The organism is Burkholderia sp. DN3021, from assembly GCF_049805555.1.
Lineage (GTDB): Bacteria > Pseudomonadota > Gammaproteobacteria > Burkholderiales > Burkholderiaceae > Burkholderia > Burkholderia pyrrocinia_C.
This window is the reverse complement of the sequence record NZ_JBNCAB010000051.1, coordinates 1-20478: the sequence shown is the minus strand read 5'-3', so window position 1 is coordinate 20478 and position 20478 is coordinate 1. Positions and strand designations below refer to the sequence as shown.

General features: G+C 69.5%; 21 protein-coding genes and 1 pseudogene. 14 read left to right on the top strand and 8 right to left on the bottom strand.

The features are described from left to right. Positions 1-16 precede the first annotated feature (16 nt). From ACPUER_RS23385 to ACPUER_RS23375, 3 genes are read left to right on the top strand one after another with little or no spacing between them, the layout of a single operon-like run. Positions 17-1351 carry an MFS transporter gene (locus tag ACPUER_RS23385; protein WP_425132245.1) on the top strand — a complete coding sequence of 445 codons (1335 nt, stop codon included), beginning with the start codon at positions 17-19 and terminating at the stop codon, positions 1349-1351. Positions 1352-1382: 31 nt separating this feature from the next. Continuing rightward, positions 1383-2654, top strand: a complete 1272-nt coding sequence (locus ACPUER_RS23380; RefSeq protein ID WP_425132244.1) for a Zn-dependent hydrolase — start codon at positions 1383-1385, stop codon at positions 2652-2654. 25 nt (positions 2655-2679) lie between these two features. After that, a complete protein-coding gene (locus ACPUER_RS23375) occupies positions 2680-3702 on the top strand; it encodes a histone deacetylase family protein (RefSeq protein WP_425132243.1) in 1023 nt (340 codons plus the stop codon). A 48-nt stretch (positions 3703-3750) separates the two neighbouring features. Here ACPUER_RS23375 and ACPUER_RS23370 read toward each other — a convergent pair whose 3' ends face one another. Beyond that, complete coding sequence (locus tag ACPUER_RS23370; protein WP_425132242.1) at positions 3751-4956, bottom strand: MFS transporter; 1206 nt, start codon at positions 4954-4956, stop codon at positions 3751-3753. A gap of 757 nt (positions 4957-5713) precedes the next feature. Next, entirely contained in the window at positions 5714-6625 is a 912-nt protein-coding gene (locus ACPUER_RS23365) for a LysR family transcriptional regulator (RefSeq protein ID WP_425132241.1), read from the bottom strand. Between the two features lie 157 nt (positions 6626-6782). Between ACPUER_RS23365 and ACPUER_RS23360 the strand changes: the two genes are divergently transcribed. Continuing rightward, positions 6783-7703 carry a pyridoxal-phosphate dependent enzyme gene (locus tag ACPUER_RS23360; protein WP_425132240.1) on the top strand — a complete coding sequence of 307 codons (921 nt, stop codon included), beginning with the start codon at positions 6783-6785 and terminating at the stop codon, positions 7701-7703. Positions 7704-7954: 251 nt separating this feature from the next. Here ACPUER_RS23360 and ACPUER_RS23355 read toward each other — a convergent pair whose 3' ends face one another. Together ACPUER_RS23355 and ACPUER_RS23350 are read right to left on the bottom strand one after the other, a co-directional pair. Then, complete coding sequence (locus ACPUER_RS23355) at positions 7955-9052, bottom strand: DUF2242 domain-containing protein (RefSeq protein ID WP_425132239.1); 1098 nt, start codon at positions 9050-9052, stop codon at positions 7955-7957. Positions 9053-9279: 227 nt separating this feature from the next. Next, positions 9280-10173 carry a LysR family transcriptional regulator gene (locus tag ACPUER_RS23350; RefSeq protein WP_175962403.1) on the bottom strand — a complete coding sequence of 298 codons (894 nt, stop codon included), beginning with the start codon at positions 10171-10173 and terminating at the stop codon, positions 9280-9282. Between the two features lie 108 nt (positions 10174-10281). Between ACPUER_RS23350 and ACPUER_RS23345 the strand changes: the two genes are divergently transcribed. Both ACPUER_RS23345 and ACPUER_RS23340 read left to right on the top strand, forming a co-directional pair. Then, positions 10282-11037, top strand: coding sequence for a TerC family protein (locus ACPUER_RS23345; RefSeq protein WP_425132238.1), 756 nt, complete (start codon positions 10282-10284; stop codon positions 11035-11037). 91 nt (positions 11038-11128) lie between these two features. Then, entirely contained in the window at positions 11129-11440 is a 312-nt protein-coding gene (locus tag ACPUER_RS23340; protein ID WP_425132237.1) for a zf-TFIIB domain-containing protein, read from the top strand. Positions 11441-11557: 117 nt separating this feature from the next. Here the strand turns inward: ACPUER_RS23340 and ACPUER_RS23335 are convergent, their stop codons facing one another. Both ACPUER_RS23335 and ACPUER_RS23330 read right to left on the bottom strand, forming a co-directional pair. After that, positions 11558-11968 (bottom strand): Hsp20/alpha crystallin family protein, encoded by a 411-nt coding sequence (locus ACPUER_RS23335; RefSeq protein ID WP_425132236.1) that lies wholly within the window; start codon positions 11966-11968, stop codon positions 11558-11560. Between the two features lie 16 nt (positions 11969-11984). Next, the gene (locus ACPUER_RS23330; RefSeq protein ID WP_175962406.1) at positions 11985-12425 is read right to left on the bottom strand and encodes an Hsp20/alpha crystallin family protein; all 441 of its coding nucleotides are present in this window, start codon (positions 12423-12425) and stop codon (positions 11985-11987) included. A gap of 245 nt (positions 12426-12670) precedes the next feature. Between ACPUER_RS23330 and ACPUER_RS23325 the strand changes: the two genes are divergently transcribed. Then, positions 12671-13588: a 3-hydroxyacyl-CoA dehydrogenase NAD-binding domain-containing protein gene (locus ACPUER_RS23325; RefSeq protein ID WP_425132235.1), complete on the top strand. Its 918-nt coding sequence runs from the start codon at positions 12671-12673 to the stop codon at positions 13586-13588. A gap of 38 nt (positions 13589-13626) precedes the next feature. Here the strand turns inward: ACPUER_RS23325 and ACPUER_RS23320 are convergent, their stop codons facing one another. Together ACPUER_RS23320 and ACPUER_RS23315 are read right to left on the bottom strand one after the other, a co-directional pair. Further along, positions 13627-13905, bottom strand: a complete 279-nt coding sequence (locus ACPUER_RS23320; protein ID WP_425132234.1) for a DUF4148 domain-containing protein — start codon at positions 13903-13905, stop codon at positions 13627-13629. A 175-nt stretch (positions 13906-14080) separates the two neighbouring features. After that, a complete protein-coding gene (locus ACPUER_RS23315; protein ID WP_072435890.1) occupies positions 14081-14929 on the bottom strand; it encodes a LysR substrate-binding domain-containing protein in 849 nt (282 codons plus the stop codon). 329 nt (positions 14930-15258) lie between these two features. On the opposite strand from ACPUER_RS23315, the gene madL reads away from it, so the two are divergent. The 7 genes and pseudogenes from madL to ACPUER_RS23280 form a co-directional block, all read left to right on the top strand. Beyond that, positions 15259-15654 (top strand): malonate transporter subunit MadL, encoded by a 396-nt coding sequence (gene madL / locus ACPUER_RS23310; RefSeq protein ID WP_034183253.1) that lies wholly within the window; start codon positions 15259-15261, stop codon positions 15652-15654. A gap of 11 nt (positions 15655-15665) precedes the next feature. Further along, entirely contained in the window at positions 15666-16433 is a 768-nt protein-coding gene (madM, locus tag ACPUER_RS23305; protein WP_096472941.1) for a malonate transporter subunit MadM, read from the top strand. Positions 16434-16564: 131 nt separating this feature from the next. Next, the gene (mdcA, locus tag ACPUER_RS23300) at positions 16565-18211 is read left to right on the top strand and encodes a malonate decarboxylase subunit alpha (protein WP_425132233.1); all 1647 of its coding nucleotides are present in this window, start codon (positions 16565-16567) and stop codon (positions 18209-18211) included. A gap of 10 nt (positions 18212-18221) precedes the next feature. Further along, positions 18222-18536: a malonate decarboxylase acyl carrier protein gene (gene mdcC, locus ACPUER_RS23295; protein ID WP_006485317.1), complete on the top strand. Its 315-nt coding sequence runs from the start codon at positions 18222-18224 to the stop codon at positions 18534-18536. Then, entirely contained in the window at positions 18533-19456 is a 924-nt protein-coding gene (locus ACPUER_RS23290; RefSeq protein ID WP_425132232.1) for a biotin-independent malonate decarboxylase subunit beta, read from the top strand. Before mdcC ends, ACPUER_RS23290 begins: the two co-directional genes overlap by 4 nt. A gap of 108 nt (positions 19457-19564) precedes the next feature. Beyond that, a complete protein-coding gene (gene mdcE / locus ACPUER_RS23285) occupies positions 19565-20272 on the top strand; it encodes a biotin-independent malonate decarboxylase subunit gamma (RefSeq protein ID WP_425132231.1) in 708 nt (235 codons plus the stop codon). Further along, positions 20259-20478: pseudogene (locus ACPUER_RS23280) on the top strand (malonate decarboxylase holo-[acyl-carrier-protein] synthase); the annotation flags it as partial. The gene mdcE and the pseudogene ACPUER_RS23280, both read left to right, overlap by 14 nt.

The following is a 20478-nucleotide window of genomic DNA, read 5'->3' as shown; positions in this document are numbered from 1 at the left end:
CGCATCAGGAGCCCGCATGACCCAGTCCCTTCCTTCCGCCCGCCAGCCGGGACGCGCCGCGACGGCCGCGTTCATCGGCACGATGATCGAGTGGTACGACTTCTACATCTACGCGACCGCCGCCGCGCTCGTGTTCGGCGAACTCTATTTCCCGTCGCACGACCCGTTCGTCAGCACGATGGCGTCGTTCGCGACGTTCGCGGTCGGCTTCTTCGCGCGGCCGCTCGGCGGTGTCATCTTCGGCCATCTCGGCGACCGTATCGGCCGCAAGAAGGCGCTGATGACGACGCTGATGATGATGGGCGTGGCGACCGTCTGCGTCGGCTTGTTGCCCGACTATTCGAAGGTCGGCATGCTCGCGCCGGTGCTGCTCGTCGTGCTGCTCGTCGTGCTGCTCGTCGTGCTGCGCGTCGTGCAGGGGATCGCGGTCGGCGGCGAATGGGGCGGCGCGGTGCTGATGGCGGGCGAGCATGCGCCGCAGGGGCGCCGCACGTTCTTCGCGTCGTTCGCGCAGCTCGGCAGCCCGGCCGGGCTGATCCTGTCGCTGATCGCGTTCCGCGCGGTCACGTCGATGGACAAGGCCGACTTCCTCGCATGGGGCTGGCGCCTGCCGTTTCTCGCGAGCGCGGTGCTGCTCGTGGTCGGCATCCTGATCCGGCTCGGCGTGAACGAGTCGCCGGAATTCGCACGCGTGAAGGAAGCGAACCGCACGGTGAAGCTGCCGGTCGCCGAAGTGTTCCGTTCCGCGTCGGGGCTCGTGGCCCTGTGCATCGGCGCGAACACGATCGGGATCGCGGGCGTCTATTTCACGAACACGTTCATGATCGCGTACACGACGCAGTACGTCGGCGTATCGCGCTCGCTGATCCTCGACAGCCTGTTCGCGGTCGCGATCATCCAGTTCGTCGCGCAGCCGATCGCCGCATGGATCGCCGAGCGGATCGGCGGCGCGCGCTTCCTGAAGCTCGCGGCGCTGCTCGCGATGCTGTCGCCGTATCCGATGTTCATGCTCGTGCAGGGCGGCACGTCCGCGTCGCTCGTCGCGGGCATCGCGCTCGCGGTCGTATGCATGGCCGGTTTCTATTCGGTGATCGCGGGTTTCGTCAGCGACGTGTTTCCCGCGCATGTGCGCTATTCGGCGATCTCGCTCGCTTATCAAATCTGCGGCGCGCTCGCGGGCGGCCTGACGCCGCTCGTCGGCACGTGGCTCGCGCATCGCTTCACGGGTCAGTGGTGGCCGCTCGCGGTGTTCTACTCATGTCTCGCCGGCATCTCGCTGCTCTGCATCGTCGCGCTCGATGCGCGCCGGGCCGCGCAGCCGGCCGCCGCCGAAGCGCTCGGCTCGCATTGAACCTGCAAGAACGAATTCATCCGGAGTGCACATGAAAGACCTGTTGGAAATCGACGGCGCACGTCTGTGGCAGAGCCTGGCCGACATGGCGTGCGTCGGCGCGACGCCGCGCGGCGGCGTGCGGCGCCTCGCGCTCACCGACGACGACCGCCGCGGGCGCGACCTGTTCGCGCAATGGTGCCGCGACGCGGGGATGACGGTGAGCGTCGACGCAGCCGGCAACCTGTTTGCACGGCGCGACGGCACCGATGCGCAGGCCGCGCCGGTGCTGATCGGCAGCCATCTCGATACGCAGCCCGAAGGCGGCCGATTCGACGGCGTGTACGGCGTGCTTGCCGCGCTCGAACTCGTGCGCACGCTGAACGATGCCGGCATCGCGACCGACAAGCCGCTGGAAATCGTGTCGTGGACCAACGAGGAAGGCGCGCGCTTCGCGCCGGCGATGCTCGGGTCGGCCGTGTTCACGGGCGCGTTGCCGCTCGCCGACGCACTGGCGAAGCAGGACGCCGACGGCGTCACGCTCGGCGCGGCACTCGACGCATGCGGCTATCGCGGTACGCGCGCGACGGGTGGCGCCGTCGATGCGTATTTCGAAGCGCATATCGAGCAGGGGCCCGTGCTCGAGGCGAACGGCACGACGATCGGCATCGTCACGGGCGGGCAGGCGATCCGCTGGCTCGACGTGACGGTAACGGGCATCGCCGCGCACGCGGGCACGACGCCGATGCCGTATCGCAAGGACGCATATTTCGCGAGCGCGCAGATCGCGCTCGAACTCGAACGGATCGTCGCCGGCTACGCGCCGCGCGGGCTCGCGACGATCGGGCAGGTCGGCATCCGCAACGCGTCGCGCAACACCATTGCCGGCGACGTGACGTTCACGGTCGACCTGCGCCATCACGACGATGCCGAAGTCGATGCGATGGAGCGCGACCTGCGCGATGCGTGCATGCGCGTCGCCGCCGCGCGCGGCGTGCAGGTCGCGATCGATACCTGCTGGCGCAGCCCGGCGACGCCGTTCGATCGCGACTGCGTCGAACTGGTCGCGCACGCGGCGGCCGCGTTCGGCTACACGAACGAGCGGATCGTCAGCGGCGCCGGTCACGACGCGATCCTGCTCGCGCGCCGCTTTCCGACCGCGATGGTGTTCATCCCGTGCGTCGACGGCCTGTCGCACAACGAAGCCGAGGATGCATTGCCCGACGACGTGACGCGCGGCGCGAACGTGCTGCTCCATGCGGTGCTGGCGCGCGCCGGCGTCGCCGCGCGCGCCGAAGCGGCGACCACCGCGCACGATGCATGACGCGGCGAACCGACGAGGACGAACGATGAAAACCTATTTCCATCCCGAACAACTGCTGCACCATCCGCGCAGCTACCTGTCGCGCGGGCAGATGCGCGAACCGCAGGAAGTGCCCGAGCGCGCGGCGCGGCTCGTCACGGCCGTGCGGTTGCTCGACTTCGACGTGCGCGAGCCGGCCGACCGCGGCACCGCGCCGATCGCGGCCGTGCACGACATGAACTACCTGCGCTTTCTCGAGGACGCGCACCGCGACTGGAAGCAGATGCCCGACGACTGGGGCGACGAAGTGATGTCGAACGTGTTCGTGCGCGATCCGAACCCGCTGCGCGGCATACTCGCGAAAGCCGCGCGCTACCTCGCCGACGGCAGCTGCCCGGTCGGCGCGAACACGTGGCGTGCCGCGTACTGGTCCGCGCAGGGTGCGCTCGCGGCCGCGGCCGACGTCAACGACGGCGTGCGCGAGGCCTACGCGCTGTGCCGGCCGCCCGGCCATCATGCGCGTCGCGACGCGGCCGGCGGCTTCTGCTACTTGAACAATGCGGCGATTGCCGCACAATTGCTGCTCGGCCGCCATCGCCGGGTCGCGATCCTCGACACCGACATGCATCACGGGCAGGGCGTGCAGGAGATCTTCTACGGTCGCGACGACGTGTTGTACGTATCGATTCATGGCGATCCGACCAACTTCTATCCGGTCGTCGCCGGCTACGAGGAAGAGACGGGCGTGGGGGCGGGCGACGGCTTCAACCTCAACCTGCCGATGCCGCACGGCGCGCCGGAGTCGGTGTTCTTCGAGCGGCTCGACGACGCGCTGCGCGCGCTCGCGCGGTTCCAGCCCGATGCGCTCGTGCTCGCGCTCGGCTTCGACATCTACAAGGACGATCCGCAATCGCAGGTCGCCGTCACGACCGACGGTTTCGGGCGGCTCGGCGGCGCGGTCGGCGCGCTCGGCCTGCCGACGGTGATCGTGCAGGAGGGCGGTTATCACCTCGACAGCCTCGACGCGAACGCGCGCGCGTTCTTCGGCGGGTTCGCCGGCGCGCGCTGACGCAGCAGCGCCGGATTGCGTGCGCCGCCGGCGCGGGACGCATCGCGATTACGAATTCGCGGTGGCCGGTGCGTGGCGACGCTGCGCCATCTGCAGCATGACGAGCGCGAGTCCGGCCGCAGCGATCAGCCCGCCGACGAGGGGCACGGCCGCATAGCCGAAGCCGGCCGAGATTGCCGCGCCGCCGGCTGCCGCGCCGACCGCGTTGCCGAGGTTGAACGCGCCGATGTTGACGGCCGACGCGAGGCCAGGTGCCTCGTGAGCCGCACGCATCACGCGCATCTGCAGCGGCGGCACGACCGCGAACGTCGCGATACCCCACACGAGCAGCGTGACGGCGGCGCCGGCATGCGTGCTCGCGAGCAGCGGGAACGCGGCCATCGTCGCGATCAGCAGCAGCAGGAAACCGACCAGCGTGCCGTCGAGCGAGCGGTCGGCCAGGCGGCCGCCCGCGATGTTGCCGATCGAGAAGCCGACGCCGATCAGCACGAGCATCGCGGTCACGAAGCCGGGCGTCGCGCCGGTCAGGTGTTCGAGCGTCGGCGCGACATACGTGTAAAGCGTGAACATCGCACCGGCGCCGAGCACCGTCGTCCCGAGCGCACCGAGCACGACCGGGCGCGTCAGCACCGACAGTTCGGCGCGCAGGTCGGGCATCTTGCCGGCTTCGCCCTTCGGCAGCGCGGCGAACAGGCCGGCGATCGCGATCAGGCCGAGGCTCGCGGTCGCCGCGAACGACATGCGCCAGCCGATGATCTGGCCGAGCCAGGTCGCGGCCGGCACGCCGCCGACGTTCGCGATCGTGAGACCCATGAACATCGTCGCGACCGCGCTGGCCTGCTTGTCGCGCGGCACGAGGCTGGCCGCGACCACCGAGCCGAGCCCGAAGAACGCGCCGTGGTTGAGGCTGGTCACGAGGCGGGCGAGCAGCAGCGTCGTGTAGCCCGGCGCGAGCGCCGACAGCAGGTTGCCGATCGTGAAGATCGACATCAGCGCGATCAGTGCCGAGCGGCGCGACCAGCGCGCGAGCAGCAGCGTCATCAGCGGGGCGCCGACCATCACGCCGATCGCATAGGCGCTGATCAGCATGCCGGCCTGCGGGATCGACACGTGCACGCCGTCTGCGATCACGGGCAGCAGGCCCATCGGCGAGAACTCGGTCGTGCCGATGCCGAACGCGCCGGCGGCGAGCGCCAGCAGCGGCAGCGCGGCGCTGCCGCCCGGGCGGGAAGGAGAGGAAGTCGTGGTGTTCACGCGGTGGGCTCCTGTAATCGAGGGACAACGGCACGGGCCGTTGACGATAGCGCGAAGTGTGCCTGCATTACTTTTGCGGAAAAAGCCGCATGCGGACGAAATTATCTTGATTCCATGTCAACAATGCGGAGCGCGTCCCGCGTGCGCGCGAGGCCCGCGGGCGGCGATCCGGCGGGGCGTGCGAACGGAGGAGTCTGTTTTCGAAAGATTGTCGTAACGAGAAGGGCGCGGCATCCGGTTGGGGGATCGTGATCCGGCGGTGGTTCGCGGCGGATCGACGCACGTTCCGCGCGGCGATCCGGGAGCCGGCCGGCGACTGCGCAGCGGCGTGTGCCCGGGGAGATCGAACGGGGCGTTCATGCGTTGGCTGCAACCCGGCGCGGGCATCGCGTCGCGGCCCAAAAACCCTTTGCCGGCACGGCGCACAGGCAAAAAAGCCCCGGTCACAGGGGGCCGTGACCGGGGCGGAAACGCATCCTCTCTTTGGCACGAGGGGTGGATGCGCGCGAAGTATATTTCGGCACATGACAATTCGAAATGGCGTTAAACGGCCGTTTTTGGTGTCAATTTAAAAATACGGGCGCAGGGATGTCCGTCGTCATCGTTTAAAAAGATTTTTCGCGGGCGCGATGCCGCTGTTTAGCGCGTTGCAACGGCTGAACGTCGATTTGACGGAGGGTGGAATCCGTTTGCTGGCCGGCGGCGCGAATCGCATCGCTCGAGCGCTTGCCGCGCCTGACCGGTATCCGGTACCGGGTCAATCCGGTGCGCCGGCCGCCTCGCGCACGGCCGCGAGAAACCGTGCGACGACGGGCGACGGTACCGCCGCCGCGCCGTCGAACACGAACTCGATATCGAAACGGCTCGCTAGTTCGTCGAGCGCGACGAGCCGAACCGTGCGCGGGCAGGTCGGCGACGCGCTTTCCGGCACGAACGCACAGCCCATTCCGGCCGCGACGAGGCCGATCAGCGTCGGGATGTCGCTGCCGACCTGCGCGATGCGCGGCGTGAAGCCGGCCTGCCGGCACTGCGCCATCAGGAACCGGTGGTGCGCGGCGGAGCGCTGTGCGTCGAACCAGACGAACGGCTCGTTCGCGACGTCGGCCAGCGTGCGCGGCGTGTTGAAGCGTCCGCCGGGCGGCGCGGGCATCGCGAGCACGAAACGGTCGCTCAGCAGCCGCACGCCGGACAGGTGCGGCGCCTCGTCGCGACGCCACGCCATGATCCCGCCATCGAGCTGGCCGCGCACCAGCGCGCTCGCCTGTTCGGCCGACAGCATCGGCGCGATCGACAGCTTCACGTCCGGGCACGCGTCGCGAAACGCCTTGAGCACGTTCGCGACGACGGGCAGCGGCAGGCAGTTCGGCAGCGCGCCGAGCCGCAGTTCGCCGAGCTGGCCGGCCGCGCTGCGCAGCGCGCGTTCGCGGCTGTCCTGCAGCGTCGCGAGCAGGCCGGTCGCATCCCGCAGGAAGCTCGCGCCGGCCGCGGTGAGCGTGACGCCGGTGGTGCGGCGGATCAGCAGCGGCGTGCCGATCGCGTCCTCGAGTTCGCGGATCTGCCGCGACAGCGCGGGCTGGACGATGCCGGCCGCGCGGGCGCCGGCCATCACGCTGCCGGCTTGCGCGACGGCCACGAAGTAACGCAGGTGACGCAGTTCGATCTGGCGCATGCGAAGCCCGTTCCGGTTCGTTGATATGCCTGTGAAGCATAGCAAATGCCATTCGATGGTATTGGAAAGCATGGTGTGCGTGCCGTACGATGACCGTCGTTGCCGCACTCGTTCGCGAGTCGCGTGCGTTCCCTCCGTTCCGATCGTGTCCCGCCCCATGCCGCTTCATATCCCGACCCCTTATATCCGCTCGCAAATCGCATCCCGCCGGCTCGGCAGGACCATCCGGCTGAAGCTCGATGCGCTGCAGCCGTCGGGCTCGTTCAAGCTGCGCGGCATCGGCGCCGTCTGCGAAGCGCGGCACGCGGCCGGCGCGCGGCGGTTCGTGTCGTCGTCGGGCGGCAACGCGGGTATCGCGGTTGCGTATTGCGGGCGCGAACTCGGCGTGCCGGTGCTGGTCGTCGTGCCGGAAAGCGCGTCGGCCCGCGCGCGCGAGCTGATTCGCGTCGAGGGGGCGGAGCTGGTCGTGCACGGTGCGAGCTGGGCCGAGGCGAACGCGTTCGCGCAGTCGGCGCTCGGCGAGCACGACGCGTTCGTGCATCCGTTCGACGACCGCGTGCTGTGGCAGGGCCACGCGACGATGATCGACGAGATGGCGGCCGTCGGCCCGAAGCCCGACGCGGTCGTGCTCGCGGTCGGCGGCGGCGGGCTGCTGTGCGGCGTGCTGGAAGGGCTGGCGCGTAACGGCTGGCACGACGTGCCGGTCGTCGCGGCCGAAACGGAAGGCGCCGACTGCTATGCGCGCTCGGTCGCGCAGGGGCGTCCGGTCGAATTGCCGGCGATCGCGAGCATCGCGACGACGCTCGGCGCGAAGCGGCCGTGCGATGCGGCGGTCGAATGGGCGACGCGGCACGAGATCCATCCCGTCGTCGTGTCCGATGCGGACGCGGTGGCCGCGTCGCTGCGGTTCCTGGACGAACACCGGATCGTCGTCGAGCCCGCGTGCGGCGCCGCGCTGGCCGCGCTCGAACGGCCGGTGCCGGTGCTGACGTCGGCATCGGACATCGCCGTGATCGTCTGCGGCGGCGTGACGGCGACCGTCGAGCATCTGCAGACGCTGCGCGCGACGTTGCGGTAAGCGGGGAAGCCGCCACGCGGGTTGGTCGGGCGACGGAAGGACGGTCGTCGATTTCGGTGACCGCGGGCATCGGCTATGCAGCGCTTGCCGCGACGCGTCGACGTCGCGTTCCGGTTATCGCAATGGCGAAAACGCGGCCGGCAGGCAGCCGGGCGCGCGGAAATTCCTGGGGGATGAAGGGGATGCGTATCGTCGCGCTGCGCTGGATGCGGCCGGGCGCGACGATACGGAGGGCCGGTCAGGACGGCCGGTCAGTGCGCAGCCGGTGCGCTCGCGCCGGACGGCGCGGATGACGCGACGGGGTTCGCAGCGGCGGGGGCGGGCGTTTTGTTCGCCGGCGCAGTCGAGACGCTCGACGGCGTGGATGCCGATGCGGGTGCGGACGTGGCGGACGCAGGCGCCGGCACGACGGCCGATGCCTGCGTTGCGGCGGCCGGTGCCGAAACGGCGGGCGTCGATGCCGCACCGGCAGGCGGCGACGCCGTGCCGGAAGCAGGTGCAGGCGCGGAAACCGGTGCGGGAGCCGAAGCCGGAGCAGGCGCCGATACTGCCGCCGAACCGGACGCCGCCACTGGCGCGGCCGCGCGCATCGCCGCCGGCGCGACAACGGTCGACGCCGCGGCCGGCACGGCGTTCGCGCCCGACCCCGGCGCGACACCCGGCACCGAAAGCGGCACCGGCGCCGCGGGCGGCGTCGGCACGACCGGCGTCGTCATCTTCAGCGGTTCGCCCTGCGGCGTCGGCGCGGGTTCGGGCAGCGGCGTGACGGCTTCCTTCTCGGCGGCCTTCACGGTGGCGCGGTCGCGGCGGGCCGGGTCGATCTTCAGGAAATGGTCGACAAGATTGAAGAAGCGCTCGTAGAACACGCCGGCGGGAATCGTCTCGCTCGCGGTCTTGACGAGCGCATCGTCGCTCGACCCGATCGGCAGCGACAGCGAGCCGAACACGCTGAGGCCGACGCTGGCCGACGTATTCGACTTCTTCAGCGTGTAGCGGTCCTGCACTGCGTTCACGTACGCAATGCTCGACGAGCCGTCCGCGGTCGCGTCCGCGCACACCACGTGAAACTCGATCACGACGTGCATGTCGTTGTTCGGCTGGAAATTCTTGCTGCCGTCGACCGCGTCGTTGCGCGACGACGACACCACATAACCCTGGCTCAACAGCGCGCGCCGCGCGGCCTCGCAGGCCGCGTCGGATTTCGAGTGGAACGTATGCGCATACGGGCTGGTCGTCGCGTCGAACTGTTCCTGCTGGTAGATCGGCTTGGGCGGCGACGAGCACGCCGCCAGCACGGTCGCGGCCGCGAGCGCGCACGAAACGGAAAACAGGCGAAATCGGTTGTGCATGGCGTCTTTCAGAAGGCTCGGCGAGATGCCGCGCGGGGTTGCGCGCGTCGCGCGGCAACCGGATGGCGGCCGTCGCGCAAGGGCGGGGCCGGCAATGGGCGCGTGGCAATCTCGGATGGCCGGGGCGTCATTATAGTTTCGTTTGATGTCGCGTTCGCTTCCGGAGCTGTTTCCGCCCATGACAGTTTCGGCGAACCGTTACCGGCGAGAACGATCGCGAACCGGCGCTAGCCGGCCGGCGACGGCCGCGCGGAAGCCAGCAATCGCGACGTCAGCGGATGATGTTCGCCGCGCCGCGAACGGATCGCGTGGATCTCCTCGGTCACGCCGCCCGCGCGCCCGAGCCGCCTGAGGCCGCGCAGCAGCGACGCGTCGTTCGCGCCGAGCTCGCTCAGCGGGAACACGCCGAGGCCGCGCGCCGCGAACACGGCCATCAGCGCGCTGTCCTCGAATTCCCCGGCCACGCGCGGCACGATCCGTTCGCCTTCCAGCCACAGGTCGAGGCGCGCGCGCAGCGCCGAATGCGCGGTCGGCAGCAGCACGGGCAGGTCGGCCAGGCATTGCGGAAAGCGTTGCCGCGCGGCCGGCGTGACGAGTGCCGCGGGGCCATACCAGTCGACCGGCGACGCGACGAGCCGCTCGCTCGTCACGCGCAGGTTCGAACCGGACGGCGCGCCCTGGCCGGCCAGCACGAGATCGAGATGATGCAGCGCGAGTTCCGCGAGCAGCGCATCGTGCTCGCCCTCGTGGCACAGCAGCCGCAGCGTGGGCGTGTCGAGCACGGGCGCGAGGATCGCATGCGCGGCGAGCTTGGAGATGCCGTCCGCGAGGCCGACCGCGAGCCGCACCGTCGGCTGGCTGGCCGCCGCGCGCACTTCGTCCGGAATCAGGCGCCCCATCTCGAAAATGACCTCCGCGCGCGCATACGCGGCCTGGCCCGCGTCGGTCATCGCGACGCCGCGCCCGGCTGGCCGCAGCAACTGGTGCCCGAGCGATTTTTCGAGTTCGCGCACCTGCGCGCTGATCGTCTGCACGGCCATGTCGAGCCGCCCGGCCGCGCGCGCGAAGCCGCCTTCCTTCACGACGACCCAGAAATAGTACAGATGTCGGAAATTGAGCATCGGATCGAAACTTCGGAAAAACCGAACTTAAAATCAGATTCTCTCTGATTTTTTCGAAGCCTGGGTCGGAATATCATCGGGCTTTCCACTTTCGTATCGGCCCATTTCATGGACTACCTGCTGACGCTTGCCGTCGATCCCGCCGTCTGGGCCGCGCTCCTGACGCTCGTCGTGATGGAAGTCGTGCTCGGCATCGACAACCTGATCTTCATCTCGATCCTCAGCAACAAGCTGCCCGAAGCGCAGCGTGCCCGCACGCAGCGCCTCGGCATCGCGCTCGCGCTGGTGATGCGCCTCGCGCTGCTCGGCAGCGTCGCGTGGATCGCGAGCCTCACCGAACCCGTGTTCACGCTCTTCGACCACGCGTTCTCGTGGCGCGACATGATCCTGCTGTCGGGCGGCCTGTTCCTCGTGTGGAAGGCGACCACCGAGATCCATCACCACGTGTCGCACGACGGTGACGGCGACGGCGGTTCCGGCGGCGCGGCCGGCCTGACGATGTGGGCCGCGATCGGCCAGATCGTGATGCTCGACATCGTGTTCTCGATCGACAGCATCGTGACCGCGATCGGCATGACCGAGCACGTCCCGATCATGTTCGTCGCGGTGATCGTCGCCGTGTCCGTGATGCTGTTCGCTGCGCAGCCGCTTGCACGCTTCATCGACCGCAACCCGACCATCGTGATGCTTGCGCTGTCGTTCCTGGTCGTGATCGGCATGACGCTGATCGCCGAAGGCTTCGGTTCGCACGTGCCGAAGGGTTACATCTACGCGGCGATGGCGTTCTCGGCTTTCGTCGAAGGCATGAACATGCTGGCGCGGCGCGCGAAGGCGAAGCGCGCGGCACGGGTGGAAGGCCACTGAGCCGGCGCGCGGGATGCAGGCTGCCGCAACGGCCGGCTCGCGCGCCTTGATACGGAATTCGTCTGGAATTCGCACGGAAAGGAGAAACGCGATGAAATGTCCTGTCTGCAAGACGCCCGACCTGCTGATGGCCGAGCGCCAGTCGATCGAGATCGACTACTGTCCGACGTGCCGCGGCGTGTGGCTCGATCGCGGCGAACTCGACAAGCTGATCGCACGCGAGGGCGGCGATGCGCCGGCGCGGCGCGACGATCCGCCTGCTTCGCGCGACGCCCACGCCCACACCCACGCGTCGCGCGATCGCGATGGCTGGGGGCGCGACGGCCGCTCGCACGACGATCGTCACCGGCACGACGGCCAGCGCCGCCGCAAATCGATGTTCGACCTGTTCGATTTCGATTGAATCCGCATACGGCGCGCGCGCACGCGTCGCCGGTTGCAAAAAGGCCCCGCCGGGTATCGCGCCCGGCGGGGCTTTTTCATGCGTGTCGCAACATGTCGCGCGTCGGCGCGCCGACGCTTACGCGTTGCTTGCCGTCACGTCGATGCGGCGCGGGCGCGTTTCTTCGCGGCGCGGAATCGTCAGCGTCAGCACGCCGTCGCGCAGGTTCGCGTCGATCCTCGACGTGTCGAGATCGGGGCTCAGCACGAACGTACGCGCATAGCGCCGCGCGCGGACTTCGGCATGCCGCACGCGCAGGTCGGCCGGCGTGTCGATGTGCGTGTCGGCTTCGATCGTCAGCGTGTTGTCGTGCACCTTCACGTCGAGGTTCTCGCGCGGCACGCCGGGCAGGTCGGCCCGCAGCGTGACGCCGAGATTGTTCTCGACGATGTCGACGGCCGGCGTGATCGCGGGCCGTCGCGCGGCTTCCGCGGCAGCCGGGTGGGCAGTGGCGGTGTGGCGTTCGGCCAGGGTCGGGTTCGTGTTCATGTCGGTATCCTGAAGATTACTGAACGGTGATCGCACGCGGCTTCGATGCTTCGCGCCGGCCGACGCGAATCAGCAGGCAGCCGTTTTCGTAACGCGCGCTGACGTTGTCGGCGTCCGCATTCTGCGGCAGCTCGACGACGCGGCGGAACGTGCCGTGAAAGCGCTCCTGCGCATACGTGCGCACGTCGTCGCTTTCGCCGCGCGGCGCCGGTTTGCGCTCGCCGCTGATCGTCAGCAGGTCCTTGTCGATCGACACGTCGAAATCGGCCGCGGCCATGCCGGGCGCGAACGCGACGATCTCGATCGCATCGTCGGTGGCGCCGACGTTGAGCGCGGGAAATGCGCCCGGGCGCACCGCACGGATGCCGGACGGGAGCTCGCCGAACAGGTTCGCCACCTGCCGCTGCACGCGGGCGAATTCGTCGAACAGGTCCTGGCCGTTATGGATACCGCTCATGATGGTCCTCCGGAACAGTGAACGCGGGAGACGCGACGGCGCGACGCCTGCGGCGGGCGCGACGGGTGACTCCACTGGGTCGAAACGGGGGCAGTGCGTTTGCGTGGAGCACTGCCCGGCAACGCGTAATTAGTGGCCGCTGCAGCGCATTTCAAGAGGGAATCTGCAACTTGCGTCAACGCGTGCCTGTGCGATTCGATGCGACAATCGCCGCGATATCAGCAGACCAACGAGACGGGACAACCATGGACATTCGACGCATCGCGATCGTCGGCGCCGGCGTGATCGGCGCGAGCTGGGCCGCTTTCTATCTGACGCAGGGCTTCGACGTCGTCGCGACCGATCCGGCGCCGCAAGCCGACGCGCGGCTGCGCGACGCGCTGGCCGCGTTTCTCGGCGACCGGGCCGCCGAACTTTGCGCGCGGCTGTCGTTCGACGCCGATCTCGTGCGCGCGCTCGACGGCGTCGACTTCGTGCAGGAGAACGGCCCGGAACGGCTCGACCTGAAGCGCGCGCTGTACCGGCAGATGGACGCCGTGCTGCCCGCGCACGTGCCGATCGCGTCGAGTTCGTCGGGCCTGAAGATGTCGGACATCCAGACCGCGTGCGCAAAGCATCCGGAACGCTGCCTGATCGCGCATCCGTTCAACCCGCCGCACCTGATTCCGCTCGTCGAGCTGGTCGGCGGCGATGCGACCGGCCAGGACGTGATCGCGCGCGTGAAGGATTTCTACGATGCGCTCGGCAAACAGACGATCGTCCTCAACAAGGAGATGACCGGCCACGTCGCGAACCGGCTCGCGGCCGCGCTGTTCCGCGAGGTGTATCGCCTCGTCGGCGAAGGCGTCGTGAGCGTGGCCGATGCGGACAAGGCGGTCGCATGGGGCCCCGGCTTGCGCTGGGGGCTGATGGGGCAGTGCCTGACCTATCACCTCGGCGGCGGCGCGGGCGGGATCGCGCACTTCCTCGAACATCTGTCGGGGCCGATCACGAGCTGGTGGGACGACCTCGGCACGCCTTCGTTCGATCCGGACGTCGACCGCAAGCTGACCGACGAATTGCGCGCGATCCAGGGCGAGCATTCGATGCAGGAGCTGGCGGCCGAGCGCGACCGGCTGCTCGTCGAGCTGATCGACGCGCGGCGTCGCAGCTTTCTGCCCTGACCGCGTCGCAGAGCCGGGTATCGGTCGGGCGCGCTCGGCTACTGCTGCGCTGCCGTTTGCGGTGCCTGCGGCGTCTGGGCAAGCCACGAGGGGCTCGCGGCCTGCACGAGTTCGCGGTTGCGCGCGCGCGTCGCGGCGCTCGGCGGATAGTTGCCGTCGTTCGTCGGCAGTTCGCCGTCGAGATAGGCTTGCTTCAACTGGGCGATGACTTCCGCGCGTGTCAGGCCCTGTCCGGGCGCGGCGGCATCGGTCTGGGCGAAGGCGGGGGAAAGCAGGGCGGCGGCTGTGGTCGCGACGGCGAATCGCAAGACGTTCATGGTGCGCTCCGATCAAGGGGACGGGACACCGGATGCGCGCGGCGGCTTGCCGTGCGTTCCGACGAGTCCCATTGTCGCGAGCGGGTGCTGCGCGGACGATGACGTGTTCCGGGCAAAGCTGTCAGTTGCGGGCACGGCCGCGCATGCGTGTCGCCCGCCGTCGCTGCTGTTGCCGCTACAACTCCGCCGCTGCCGCGATCAGCGTGGCTTCGAGCGCGAGCGTCGAGCGCGACGCGGCCGCCGGCCGGTCGATCACGTATTCGAGTTCGCCGAGTTCGGGCAGGCCCGCGTCGAGCCGCGCGAGCCCGGCCGGGATCACGTAGCCGGCGAACGCGCTGACGCCGAGCCCCGCGCTTGCGGCCGCGCGCAGTACCGCGATGCTGCTGCTCACCACCGCGATCCGGTAAGGCCGGCCGATCGCGTCGAGCGTTTCGAGCACGCGGCGCCGCGACACGCTCGGCTCCGGATGCAATGCGAGCGGCAGCACGGCCTCGTGGCCGGTGATCCGCGAATCGGGGCCGGTGCACCAGTACAGCGGCTCGCTGCGGATTACGCGGCCGCGTCGGCTGCCCGCGATGCGCTTCGCGAACACGAGATCGTGCCTGCCTTCGTCGAGTGCGTCGAACAGATCGCCCGACAGCCCGGTCGAGATCGCGAGCTCGACTTCCGGATTGCGCTGCACGAAGCTCGCGAGCGCGGACGTCAGGTGCGTCGATGCGAAATCCTCCGACATCGCAAGCCGCACCTTGCCCGACAGCGGCGGCCCGCACACCGACGTGACGGCTTCGTCCATCAGTTCGAGGATGCGCACCGCGTAGCGGAACAGCGCGTCGCCGTGCTGCGACAGGTGAACGTTGCGCGTGTCGCGCTCGAACAGCGGCCGGTCGAGCAGCTCCTCGAGGCGGCGGATGTGCTGGCTGACGGTCGACTGCGACAGGTTCACGCGCTCGGACGCGGCGGTGAAGCTGCCGGACTGGGCGACGGCGACGAAGCTGCGCAGCAGCTCGGGCGGTAACGGACGCATTGCTAAATCCACTGAATCGGTTTCGACAACTTCATAAATGGCCGGATATTGCGGCGCTAGTATCGGATCACGCCCCGGTGCGGCCCGTGTAACGGGACGAACCGGACGCGTGGTCCGCGTCGTGCCGGCGGCTGCATCGGTCAGTCTACGGCATCCGGCGTCCGGCCCGAAACCGCATCATCCCATCGACCGCCCGAGAACGCGCCCGCACGACGGGCCGCCGGGCCGCGGCGCACCGCCGCAGGAGACAAGTCCGCGCACGGGATCGGCGTGCGGGCCCGCCTCCCGCACGCGTCAGGCGCCCGTCACGAAGAGACTGGAGACGACTCATGATCATCTACGGAACCGCGCTGCTGGCGTTCTGCCACCTGGCCGGACTGTTCCTCGGCGACCTGCTGGGCACGGCCATCGGCGTGAAGACCAACGTCGGCGGGGTCGGCATCGCGATGCTGCTGCTGATCTGCCTGCGCCTGTGGCTGCACCGGCGCGGCTGGCTGCCGAAGGAGACCGAGGCCGGCGTCGGCTTCTGGGGCGCGATGTACATCCCGGTCGTCGTCGCGATGGCCGCGAACCAGAACGTCGTCGCCGCGCTGAAGGGCGGCCCGGTCGCGCTGCTGGCCGCCGTCGGCGCGGTCGCGATCTGCGCATGCTGCATCGCGGTACTCGTGCGCATGGGGCGCGACGACACGGCCTTCGCGGGCGTGCCGCAATTCGAAGAACAGTAACGGAGGCCGCCATGCTGCAGATGCTCGAAAAAGTCGTCGCCCACAACGGGCTCGTCGCGTCGTTCGCGCTGGTCGGCCTGATCATGTGGCTGTCGTCGATCGCGTCGCGCAAGCTCACGTTCGGCCGCGTGCACGGCTCCGCGATCGCGATCGTGATCGGTCTCGCGCTCGCGTATGTCGGCGGCGCGTTCACCGGCGGCGAGAAGGGGATCGCCGACGTGCCGCTGTTCGCGGGCGTCGGCCTGATGGGCGGCGCGATGCTGCGCGATTTCGCGATCGTCGCGACCGCGTTCGAAGTGCAGCCGACCGAGGCGCGCAAGGCCGGGCTCGTCGGCGTCGTGTCGCTGCTGCTCGGCACCGTGCTGCCGTTCATCGTCGGCGCGTGCATCGCGCGCGCGTTCGGCTATACCGACGCGGTCAGCATGACGACCATCGGCGCGGGCGCCGTCACGTACATCGTCGGGCCCGTCACGGGCGCGGCGATCGGTGCGAGCTCCGACGTGATCGCGCTCAGCATCGCGACGGGGCTCGTGAAGGCGATCATCGTGATGGTCGGCACGCCGGTCGCTGCCAACTTCATGGGCCTGAAGACGCCGCGTTCCGCGATGATCTTCGGCGGCCTCGCGGGCACCGTCAGCGGCGTGAGCGCGGGGCTCGCCGCGACCGACCGCCGGCTCGTCCCGTACGGCGCGCTGGTCGCGACGTTCCATACGGGCGTCGGCTGCCTGCTCGGCCCGTCGGTGCTGTTCTTCACGACGCGCGCGCTGGTCGGCGGCTAGGCCGATGGATGCTGCCCGCACGCGGGCCGCATCCATCGCGGCGTCCTCTGAGTCGCATTCGTCAACATCATCAATCGGCGGCGGCGCCAGGCTTAGAATGCCGCTGAACCATCGAAGCGGGAGAACTGTTCATGACGGGATGGAATCACGCGCGGCAGGCGCGCGATGCACGCCTCGCGGCCGGCGCGGTTTACGCGCAAGGCAAGCGGGTCGATGCGCGCGACACCGTGGCGTTGCTCGAAGCGGTGCTGCGGCCGGGTGACCGCGTGTGCCTCGAAGGCGACAACCAGAAGCAGGCCGACCTGCTCGCGACGGCGCTCGCCGACGTCGACAGCGCGAAGGTGCACGACCTGCACATGGTGCAGTCGGGCGTCGTGCTGCCCGAGCATCTCGACGTGTTCGAGCGTGGCATCGCGAAGCGTCTCGACTTCGCGTATTCGGGCCCGCAGTCACAGCGGATCGCGAAGCTGCTGTTCGGCGGCAAGATCGCGCTCGGCGCGGTGCACACCTATCTCGAGCTGTTCGCGCGCTACTTCATCGACCTCACGCCGCACGTCGCGCTGATCGCCGCGGTCAGCGCCGACCGCGACGGCAACCTGTACACGGGCCCGAACACCGAGGACACGCCGACCGTCGTCGAGGCCACCGCATTCAAGGACGGCATCGTGATCGCGCAGGTCGACCGTATCGTCGACAAGGTGCCGCGCGTCGACATCCCCGGCGACCGCGTGCATTTCGTCGTCGAGGCCGGCCGGCCGTTCTACGTCGAGCCGCTGTTCACGCGCGATCCGGCCGCGATCACCGAAACGCAGATCCTCACCGCGATGCTCGCGATCAAGGGCATCTACGAGCCGTACGGCATCAAGCGCCTGAACCACGGGATCGGCTTCAACACCGCCGCGATCGAGCTGCTGCTGCCGACCTACGGCGAGAAGCTCGGGCTGAAGGGCAAGGTCTGCACGCACTGGGCGCTCAATCCGCACCCGACGCTGATTCCGGCGATCGAATCGGGCTGGGTCGAGCAGGTCCACTGCTTCGGCTCCGAGGTCGGGATGGACGACTACATTCGCGCGCGTTCCGACGTGTGGTTCACGGGCCCGGACGGGTCGCTGCGCTCGAACCGCGCGTTCTGCCAGACGGCCGGCCTCTATGCGTGCGACATGTTCATCGGCTCGACGCTGCAGATCGATTTGTCCGGCCATTCGTCGACGGTCACGGCCGAGCGGATCGCCGGCTTCGGCGGCGCGCCGAACATGGGCAGCGACGCGCGCGGGCGGCGCCATCCGAGCGAGCCGTGGCTGAAGGCCGGCGCGCAAGCCGATCCCGACACGCCGGCGGCGCTGCGGCGCGGCCGCAAGCTCGTCGTGCAGATCGGCGAGACGTTCGGCGACAAGAACGTGCCGATGTTCGTCGAGAAGCTCGATGCGCTGAAGCTCGCCGACAAACTGCAGCTCGATCTCGCGCCGATCATGGTCTATGGCGACGACGTCACGCACATCGTCACCGAGGAAGGGATCGCGAACCTGCTGATGTGCCGCGACAAGGACGAGCGCGAGCACGCGATCCGCGGCGTCGCCGGCTATACGGACATCGGCCGCGGCCGCGACCGGAAGATGGTCGAGCGGCTGCGCGAGCGCGGCGTGATCCGCCGCCCGGAGGATCTCGGCATCGATCCGCTCGACGCCGACCGCCGCTGGCTCGCCGCGCGCTCGATCAAGGATCTCGTGCACTGGTCGGGCGGGCTCTATGCGCCGCCGGCCCGGTTCCGCAACTGGTGAGGAAGAGGGCATGGAACAGTTGAACTATCGCTTCACCGCGCGCGAGCGCGCGAAGGGCGAGCAGGCCGCGGCGCTCGTCGGCGTGGTCGCGTCCGGCAATCTCGAAGTGCTCGTCGAGCGCGTGCTGCCGGGCAACGAATGCGAGATCGACATCCGCACCGCGGCGGTCGGCTTCGGCGCGGTGTGGCAGGCCGTCGTATCGGATTTCGTCGAGCGGCGCACGCCGGGCGGCCTGAAGCTGTCGATCAACGACGGCGGCGCGCGGCCCGACATGGTGTCGCTGCGGCTCGCGCAGGCCGTGCGCGCGATCGAGGGAGACGCATGATGACCGACGTGATCCACGACGCGCCCGCGTTCGTCGCGAACCGCGCGAGCTGGTACGAAGCGTCGGCGCGGCAGCGCATCGACGGGCTGCTCGACGCGGGCAGTTTCAGCGAATTCCTCGGGCCGGCCGAACGCGTGACGAGCCCGCACCTGCCGCTGTTCGACCTGCCGCAGCAGTTCGACGACGGGATGGTGGTCGGCCACGGCCGGCTCGACGGCCGGCCGGTGTTTATCGCCGCGCAGGAAGGCCGTTTCATGGGCGGTGCGTTCGGCGAAGTGCACGGCGCGAAGCTCACCGGCTTGCTGCGCGCCGCGCGCGAAGTCGGCAAGCCGGTGCTGATCCTGTTCGATACGGGCGGCGTGCGGCTGCAGGAAGCGAACGCGGGCGAGCTGGCGATCGCCGAGATCATGCGTGCGCTCGTCGATGCGCGCGCGGCCGGCGTGCCGGTGATCGGGTTGATCGGCGGGCGCGCGGGCTGCTACGGCGGCGGCGGGTTGCTCGCCGCGTGCTGTTCGGCGCTCGCGGTGTCGGAGCAGGGGCGCATCAGCGTATCGGGCCCCGAAGTGATCGAGACCAATCGCGGCGTCGACGAATTCGACGCGAAGGACCGCGCGCTGATCTGGCGCACGATGGGCGGCAAGCACCGGCGGCTGATCGGCGGTGCGGACCGCTATGTCGCCGATACGCCGGACGCGTTCCGCGCGGCGGCGCTCGACTTGATCGGCTGCGCGCCGAAGTTCGATGCGGCGATGCTGCATGAGGAACAGGCGCGCCTCGAAGCGCGTGTCGAACGGTTCGGTGCATGCAAGGATGCGCTCGACGTATGGCGTGCGCTCGGCGCAGACACGCCCGAAGCGATTCCCGGGATGCCCGACGGGGCGTTCGCGAAACTCGCCGACCAGTTACAGGAGCCGAAATGAAACGACCCCCACGCGCACTTCGTTCGCTGTCGACCGGAGCTGGCGCTTCAGCGCTTACTCCGGTCCCATGCACGGCTCCCTCCTTGGGGCTGCCCGGCGGGAGGCAGCATGACGCTCGATGAAGTCCTGATCTCGCTGTTTCCGAAAGGCCATTCGATCGTGCGCACCGGCGGCCTGCTGACGGGCCACGCAGAACTGGCCGGCACGCGCGTCGACGTGATCGGCGTCGCCGACCGTTTGCCGTTCGGCATCGACGAGGCGCTGACGCTCGCGTCGCGCGTGCTCGATACGATCGCGCGCGGCGGCGGCACGCCGATCCTCGTGCTCGTCGACAGCGACAGCCAGCGGATGAGCAAGCGCGACGAACTGCTCGGCCTGAACGAAGGGCTGTCGCATCTCGCGAAGTGCCTGATGCACGCGGATCTCGCCGGGCATCGGACGATCGGCGTGCTGTACGGCCACACGGCTGCGGGCGCATTCATCGCGACCGCGCTCGCGACGCGCACGCTGCTCGCGGTGCCGGGCGCCGAGCCGGAGGTGATGGACCTGCCGTCGATGTCGCGCGTGACCAAGCTGCCGATCGACGTGCTGAAGGAGATGGCGCGCTCGACGCCCGTGTTCGCGCCCGGGCTCGACAATCTCGTGAAGATGGGCGCCGTCGATGCCGTGCTCGATCCGTCCCGCGCGCTCGACGGGCAGGTCGGCGAATGGCTCGGCAAGCCGGTCGACCGCATCGACCGGCGCGCGGCGCGCGGCCGGCCGGTGGCGGCCGACGTCGCGCGGCGCGTCGAGGAACTCGCGCGTGCCGCACGCTGAGATGCCGCTGCGCCGCCACACGCTCGTCACGCTGACGGCGGCGGGGTGGGGCGCGGCATTCGCGCGCGATCCCGCGCTCGCGGCCGATCCGCTCGTGCGCGCGTGGGCCGAACGCGGCTGGCCGCTGATCGTGCGCCGCGCGTCGCCGGACGAGGCCGATGCCGGCCGCGTGCCGCTCGGCCTGCCGCTGCCGCCTGTCGCGGGCA